This is a genomic window from Vibrio ezurae NBRC 102218 (assembly GCF_000467185.1).
Classification (GTDB): domain Bacteria; phylum Pseudomonadota; class Gammaproteobacteria; order Enterobacterales; family Vibrionaceae; genus Vibrio; species Vibrio ezurae.
Genome location: NZ_BATM01000019.1, coordinates 155,237 through 162,132, shown reverse-complemented (window position 1 = coordinate 162,132; position 6,896 = coordinate 155,237). Strand labels below are relative to the sequence as shown.

Annotated in this window: 6 protein-coding genes; 3 read left to right on the top strand and 3 right to left on the bottom strand. The window is 41.9% G+C overall.

Annotated elements, in window-relative coordinates; all coding sequences use genetic code 11:
* Positions 1–99: 99 nt before the first annotated feature.
* Complete coding sequence (locus VEZ01S_RS07600; RefSeq protein WP_021713437.1) at positions 100–456, bottom strand: hypothetical protein; 357 nt, start codon at positions 454–456, stop codon at positions 100–102.
* A 550-nt stretch (positions 457–1,006) separates the two neighbouring features.
* On the opposite strand from VEZ01S_RS07600, the gene VEZ01S_RS07595 reads away from it, so the two are divergent.
* Positions 1,007–2,239, top strand: a complete 1,233-nt coding sequence (locus VEZ01S_RS07595; RefSeq protein ID WP_021713436.1) for an L-lactate MFS transporter — start codon at positions 1,007–1,009, stop codon at positions 2,237–2,239.
* A gap of 311 nt (positions 2,240–2,550) precedes the next feature.
* A complete protein-coding gene (locus VEZ01S_RS07590) occupies positions 2,551–2,787 on the top strand; it encodes a hypothetical protein (RefSeq protein ID WP_021713435.1) in 237 nt (78 codons plus the stop codon).
* A 117-nt stretch (positions 2,788–2,904) separates the two neighbouring features.
* On the opposite strand, the gene VEZ01S_RS16890 is transcribed toward VEZ01S_RS07590, so the two are convergent.
* The gene (locus VEZ01S_RS16890; protein ID WP_174371949.1) at positions 2,905–3,372 is read right to left on the bottom strand and encodes a zinc ribbon domain-containing protein; all 468 of its coding nucleotides are present in this window, start codon (positions 3,370–3,372) and stop codon (positions 2,905–2,907) included.
* Positions 3,373–3,689: 317 nt separating this feature from the next.
* Between VEZ01S_RS16890 and VEZ01S_RS07580 the strand changes: the two genes are divergently transcribed.
* Complete coding sequence (locus VEZ01S_RS07580; protein WP_021713433.1) at positions 3,690–5,093, top strand: hypothetical protein; 1,404 nt, start codon at positions 3,690–3,692, stop codon at positions 5,091–5,093.
* 235 nt (positions 5,094–5,328) lie between these two features.
* Here VEZ01S_RS07580 and dbpA read toward each other — a convergent pair whose 3' ends face one another.
* Positions 5,329–6,708, bottom strand: coding sequence for an ATP-dependent RNA helicase DbpA (dbpA, locus tag VEZ01S_RS07575; protein WP_021713432.1), 1,380 nt, complete (start codon positions 6,706–6,708; stop codon positions 5,329–5,331).
* Between the last annotated feature and the right edge of the window lie 188 nt (positions 6,709–6,896).

Genomic DNA, 6,896 nt, shown 5'->3' with positions numbered 1-6,896 from the left:
TCAACTCATGTCATTTTTGGATCAAAAAAACCGCTAGTGCTGAATTGCATTAGCGGCTTCCATGTTAAGTCGACAACTATATTGAAAATAGACGTGCGGTTACTTTTGCCCAAGACCTAACTTTCGGTTGGTGCTCTTATCTTTGAAATAGAAATAAACGTACGTCGTTGCGATAGCAAAAAAGAGGTATGAAAGAGAGAAAATTAACGGAGAGGTAATCAGACCCGCTTTAACACCCATAATCGTTGAAACGACTGTTATGGTCAATTTGCACAACATTCCCATGAGTAGCAAAAACACCGCCAGTTGTGGCCAACGTGATGAACGAAATGCAAGCCAAAAGCAAACGCCCACAGCCAATGATGCGGTACTCAAACCATACAAAAATGATGTTAAGTGCTCAGCCGAGGCAGCACCTGCCGAAACAGAAATAAAAAGTAGTAAAAATATTTTCATACAAACCCTCACTCAACCTTAGCAAAGCGACCTTTCATATATGGAATCTAAGTTTTCAGTGTATTTTGACGGAAAAACAGTCGATTGCAACGGTTTATTTCTTGGCAAATTGTGTTCAACTCTCTGAAATATACGGTTATTTTACAATTCATTAACATACAGGCTTTGTCCTAAATCAAAAAAACACCTAACTCAAACAAAAACCGCTAGCTAGCCAAAGAAAATGACGTGGGATGTTAGTGTTTTGTTACTAAAAACAATTTCCAATAAATACCTCTTACCTCACATTCCGGGTGAATTTCAAGCCTACTAATGCGCACTAGATCAATAAAACGTAAGCAAATCTTTCTGTAATTGATGGAAATACAACGACAAAAATTGGATTGAAAAATAATTTTCCATTTTTGGTAAAAAGAGATTTAAATCAAAAATAACTTGTGTACAATTCGCGCATCTCATACTTGGGAATTTTGATAAAGCCAAAGTATTTTTTAATATTTCCAATTATTCACCTACATTGACCCAGCCATAAGGCACAGAGAAAAAAACGATGAAAAAGATCGATAAAGCGATGCGCATCCTGATAGCAGGATTCTGTATCAACCTTTGTTTAGGCATTCTTTATGCTTGGAGTATTTTCAACAAGGCTCTGGTAACAGATCATGGATGGAATGCAGCTGATGCATCACAACCGTATGCAATTGCAACGATCACTTTCTCTATCGCCCTTTTAGTTGCAGGCATATTGCAAGATAGAATGGGCCCAAGAAACATTCTAATGTTAGGGGCAACCTTAACGGGTTTAGGTATGATTGGCTCAAGCTTTGCAAGCACTCCAGCCATGCTAAGTATGACATTTGGCGTTGTTGCGGGCGCGGGTATCGGTTTTGGCTATGCGTGTCTTTCACCTGCCGCAATGAAGTGGTTCCACTCATCGAAAAAAGGGCTAGTTAATGGTCTTATTGCTGCTGGATTTGGTCTTGCAGCTGTTTATCTCGCCCCTTTAACCTCAGCATTAATTACCCATTACGGCATTGACCAAAGCTTTATGATCTTAGGGATTGCGGTTCTTGTCATTGCTGTGCCACTGGCAGCAACAATCAATAACCCACCTGCTGACTATGTACCACAGGCACCGAAGGTAAAAGCAGGTAAGGCTCCAGTAGAAGCGAAGAAAAACAACGATATTTCATGGAAAGTGATGCTGAAAACGCCACAATTCTACTCTTTGTGGATCATGTACGCGTTTGCATCGGCGACCGGTCTTATGATCATCGGCAACATCACGACCATTGCTAGTGTGCAAGCTAACCTACCCAACGCAGTCTACCTAGCCTCTATTTTGGCTATATTTAACTCAGGTGGCCGTATTGGTGCGGGTATTTTATCTGACAAGATTGGCGGCCTACGCACTTTATTCATCGCTTTTGCACTGCAAGGCATCAATATGGCTATGTTCGCAACGTTCAAATCTGAAGCCGCACTTATTGTAGGCACTGCAATTGCTGCCGTTGGCTACGGTACGCTGCTTGCGGTGTTCCCATCCATTACGGCTGAATTTTATGGTCTGAAAAACTACGGTACAAACTACGGCGTACTTTATACCGCATGGGGTATTGGTGGTGCGATTGGCGCAGCGATTGTTGGCTTCTCAATGACACATGGAGAAGGCTATACGTTGGCCTACACTATCACCGCGGTCATGATGGCAGCGTGTGTTGTTCTCTCTCTGGTCACTCGCCCTATTTCAGAAGAGAAGTCTCTTCAACTGGCTGCGGCTTAATAGATTAATTTGAAAAATACGAAAGGCTCGCAAATGCGAGCCTTTCGTCTATTGGCTGTGTAATACCGCTATTTTTATCACGTTTACCGCCTCATCGATCGTAAGCTTTCGGAAAATCTCACTTTTTCTTTCAGTCTCCTACAACAAATATTGACTTACCTCACAAACAATAAGTGCATTTGCTTGCGTATATTGATCGCGATCAAAGATGCATTCATTAAACGTAAGTATGTGATTTTAATCTATAAAAAACCTAAAAATATCAGCCATAGTAAAGGCAGGAAATCGTTGCAATTCTTCAAGGAGTGAAGATGGAAGTTATTATTTACAATTGCAATCGGGGTGACGAAATAGACAGATTTCAGCTATCCCCTTATAAAATGGAAATGTTTTTGGAGCAAATGCATTGCGAAAGTCAGTGTGATATTTGCGATAACGGTGTATTAATCGAACTCTATTATGCTGGACGTTTAACGGTCGCGAAAAAAACACGTTTCTCTGATTCTTTAAAACGTATGCTTAATGCCAATAAGGAGGCATTTGCATAGTGATGATGGTATTTAGTCTATAGAAGAGAGCTCTCTCTCCCTTCTATAGACTGATGATGTACGATGTATTGTCACTCGCTATAGCCTACTGGCTCATTAATATACTTAGCGGTGATTTTACGATGCTGAATATATTTTAATGGCGTCGATTGCGTTATCAGCAAATACAACGCCTTTTTCTGCAAAACCTTTTCTTTTGGCACTTTCTATATTATCTGGCGTACTCGATTTTGCGGTATCAAATGCGATAACGTCATCACCATTCGACATTATTTGAAACTGGTATCCTGCCTCTTCATCATCATCATTATTGATAGAACCCAGCTTTGAACCGCAGTGTTTACACAACTTTGCTTCGTATTTAACCAACTCAGCACACATCGGGCACTTCCGTAAATCTCCGCTGTTGATAGCCTGCTGCTCTATTTTGCTCTGAATAGGAGCCGCAATTAATGCTCCAATAAAACCAATGATAGGAGAAAGTAAAAACGCCAAGAAAAAGAAGCCAAAGCCTGAACGGCCTTTGCTTGAAGCATAGACACCGCAGAACACAGAAAGAACAAACCACCCTATAATTGTAAACACGACACCGCTCTCATAACTCATTAAATAAATGCTGATTCTATCAAAACATCTGACAATAGATCTTATTTTTATATCAATCACTCGTGAATGAGCACCACCTTTAGCACGTCTTCCTAGGTATTATTGTGACCACAATCAAATATGAGAACATAGCTTCAACCGCTCCCTATGCCCCTAGTTTTATTTATAATCTGTAGCAAATTATCCGCCTAAACGATTCCTTTTCCTGAAATAGCATTGCTACAACGGATGAATATCAATCACATAGGAATATACAAAGCGTCAGTTAGGCGGTTTTCATTATTTACGGGGTGTATATGAATCTATTCAAGACAACAGCAATCGTATCAAGTCTATTAATGTTGAGTGCGTGTAACAGCAGTAGCGATATTAAAGTAGACAAAACGGTAGCTAACTTATCGGCAAAAGAACAAAGCCAAATTAATCACTATGTCGATGGACACAATGCCAACCATCAACAGGTTGATACACAAGCTGGCTTCGAGTTCAATAACAACTCACCTCTATACACCGCTCTAGACAGCCTTTACGCGCTTTCAACTCAAAGTAAAGTAACGATACAAGACATCAATCCAGGTATCACGAACGGCCTAACCAAAGCACTGAAACCGGGTGCGTTTGCGCAATTACCGACGAAAGGGAGCCAAACAAGCCTAACATTCAACCCATCACGTGCGATTACATTGTCAGCTACCGGTGCACCAACAGTCGATCAAAATGAATGGCACTGCTACGGTTCGACACCAATGACGATTGACGTTGATAACCAAGGTATGACCATCAACGGTTCACTCACCGAATATGAATATCAAGGTGGCTGTAGTGCGAGTAATAAGCAAATCATCTCATACAACTTTAAAAACGCGCACCTAAATTCAAACTTTATCTTTGATGCAGGAAGCGTTGACGATCTTCTTACGCACAAAACACTTGCTGGGAATCAACTACTACTGACCAGCATCGAAAACAGTATTGCGCAAACCTTCGGTAAAGCTTGGCTTGCACAATGGCAAGCGGGGGCTTCTAGCTCAAGTAATGACTTCTTAAAACTGGTGAATGGTCGTATTCAATACCAGAACGTTCCTAGTAGCATGGTCGACTACCGTACGCTCGATAACGCTAAGTTACTAGCGGGTACCGTATTTGGCGGTCAACCAGGAAATGGCGCCGTAGCGAGCGCTAAATGGTGTCGTATTGTGAACATACCAAAGGGTTTAGATCTAGACAGCCAAAAAGTACAGACTATGATTGCGGTTAACTGTGCACGTTCAGTTAAGCGATACTGTGAAGGACACGACGCAAGTTTCCCAGCAGGAATGCAAGCGGCAACCTCCCCTGTTGCTTGGAGTGATGACGTGTATAACTTAGCGATGGACAACACCAAACTTCAGCAAAGTCACAACCAACAAGGTCACTTTGAAATACACGGTCAAGTTCAAAATGCCTTTACCATCACTCCACAAGGTGCCGACCCATTCACTGGTACACTAAAAGCCGTTTATGGTTATACTGATGTGAAAAATGCAGACACCACCAGCCCTTACTTCAATAATGCTGGTGCGAACAGCTTTACTGGTCACGCTGGACACTGCCAAAATGAAATGGCAAGCTGGGCAACAAAAACTGGCTTATCATTCATTAAACTTACCAATAACCAGGTCACTGGAATCGATTTCTTAACTCAGAACTTTTCTAAATAAGCCAACGGCTTAAAGACATCAAACCCCAATAACGTACTTGCCGTTATTGGGGTTTTTATTTGGGCGTTAATGATCACATTGACTTCATACCAATAACACTCAGTAAGCAATCAGAAATAGCGTAGCAGAAATGCTTGAAAACAAATGCATGGAAAGTAACAGCGTTAAACAAAAAAACGTCTGATGAAATACATCAGACGTTTTTAACACCATTGATTTATCGCCGTGAAGAACGCTAAGAAAGAATTCGAGCTCGGAACTTACGGCCTTTCATTTTGCCATTTTCCAATTTCTTATGCGCCATTTTCGCCACAGATTTATCTACTGCAACGTAAGCACGCATATCGAACAAATTAATTTTGCCCACTTTTTTACCATCGATGCCATCACCACCGGTCAACGCACCTAGAATGTCCCCAGCTCTGACCTTTTGCTTTTTACCACCAGAGATCTCTATAGTCACCATTGTTGGTTGTACAGCGCTAGTCACGCTAACTTGAGGTAAGGCTTCTGGCTTAATTTCAATGTCCATATACTCATCGATCACCGCCACACGGTAGTGCTCTTTATCACTAAAGAGGCTGCACGCGACTCCTTTACTACCCGCACGACCCGTACGACCAATGCGGTGTACGTGAACTTCTGGATCGCGTGATAGCTGATAGTTAATTACAGCATCAAGGTTTTCCACATCCAAACCGCGAGCGGCAACATCCGTCGCCACTAAGATAGAGATACTTTTGTTCGCAAACTGCACTAAGGTTTGGTTGCGCTCTCTTTGCTCCAGATCGCCGTGTAAATCAATCACACTAAAACCTTTATAGTGCAGCTCATCTGCCACTTCTTGAACTTCACGCTTAGTATTACAAAAAATCACGGCAGACTCTGGTTGGTAAGCCAATAAAAGAGTCTCTAAAGCTTGTAAGCGTTGATCGTTATTATCTACTTTATAAAAATGCTGAGTAATGCTGCTTTTATCATGGGTAGATTCAACTTTAACCAACTGTGGCTGTTGCATGATGCGAGACGCCACTTGTTGAATTTTTTCTGGGAACGTTGCACTAAATAGCAAAGTTTGACGCTGTTTCGGCGCTTCAGCGATGATCGCGTCTAACGCATCTTGGAAACCCATATCTAGCATGCGATCGGCTTCATCTAATACCAAAGTATTCAGCTCAGATAAATTGATGCGCCCTCTTTCTAAATGATCGAGAATACGGCCTGGAGTGCCCACCAAAATATGAGCGCCGTGCTCAAGCGAGCCAATTTGTGGTCCCATTGGCACGCCACCACATAAAGTTAGCACTTTAATATTATGGATAGTGCGGGCTAATCTACGGATCTCTTTCGCCACTTGGTCAGCCAGTTCACGTGTGGGGCATAACACTAAAGACTGAACACGAAATCGTTTCACGTTTAGGTTCGTCAATAAGCTCAAGCCAAAGGCGGCTGTTTTACCCGATCCCGTCTTACCCTGACCAATCACGTCTTTGCCCTTTAGCATCAGTGGTAGGCTTTGTGCTTGGATTTCGGTCATCTCGGAATACTCCATCGACGCCAAATTATCGAGCAAAGGCTGAGATAAAGGTAACTTAGAAAATTTATTGTCGCTCAAGGGAGATTCCTTTTGTAGATTAGAGGTTGGCACGTGTTGCAAGGTTGATGACCCTAAAGGGTAGCCCCATTAATTGCAAGGGAAAAGTACTCAGTAGAGCCCAAATTAAACCAAACCAGTTTAATCCCTCCAAGCATAAAGAAACACTGCCAATTTTGCTTTTCGGCAATACATTCAATAAATGCACT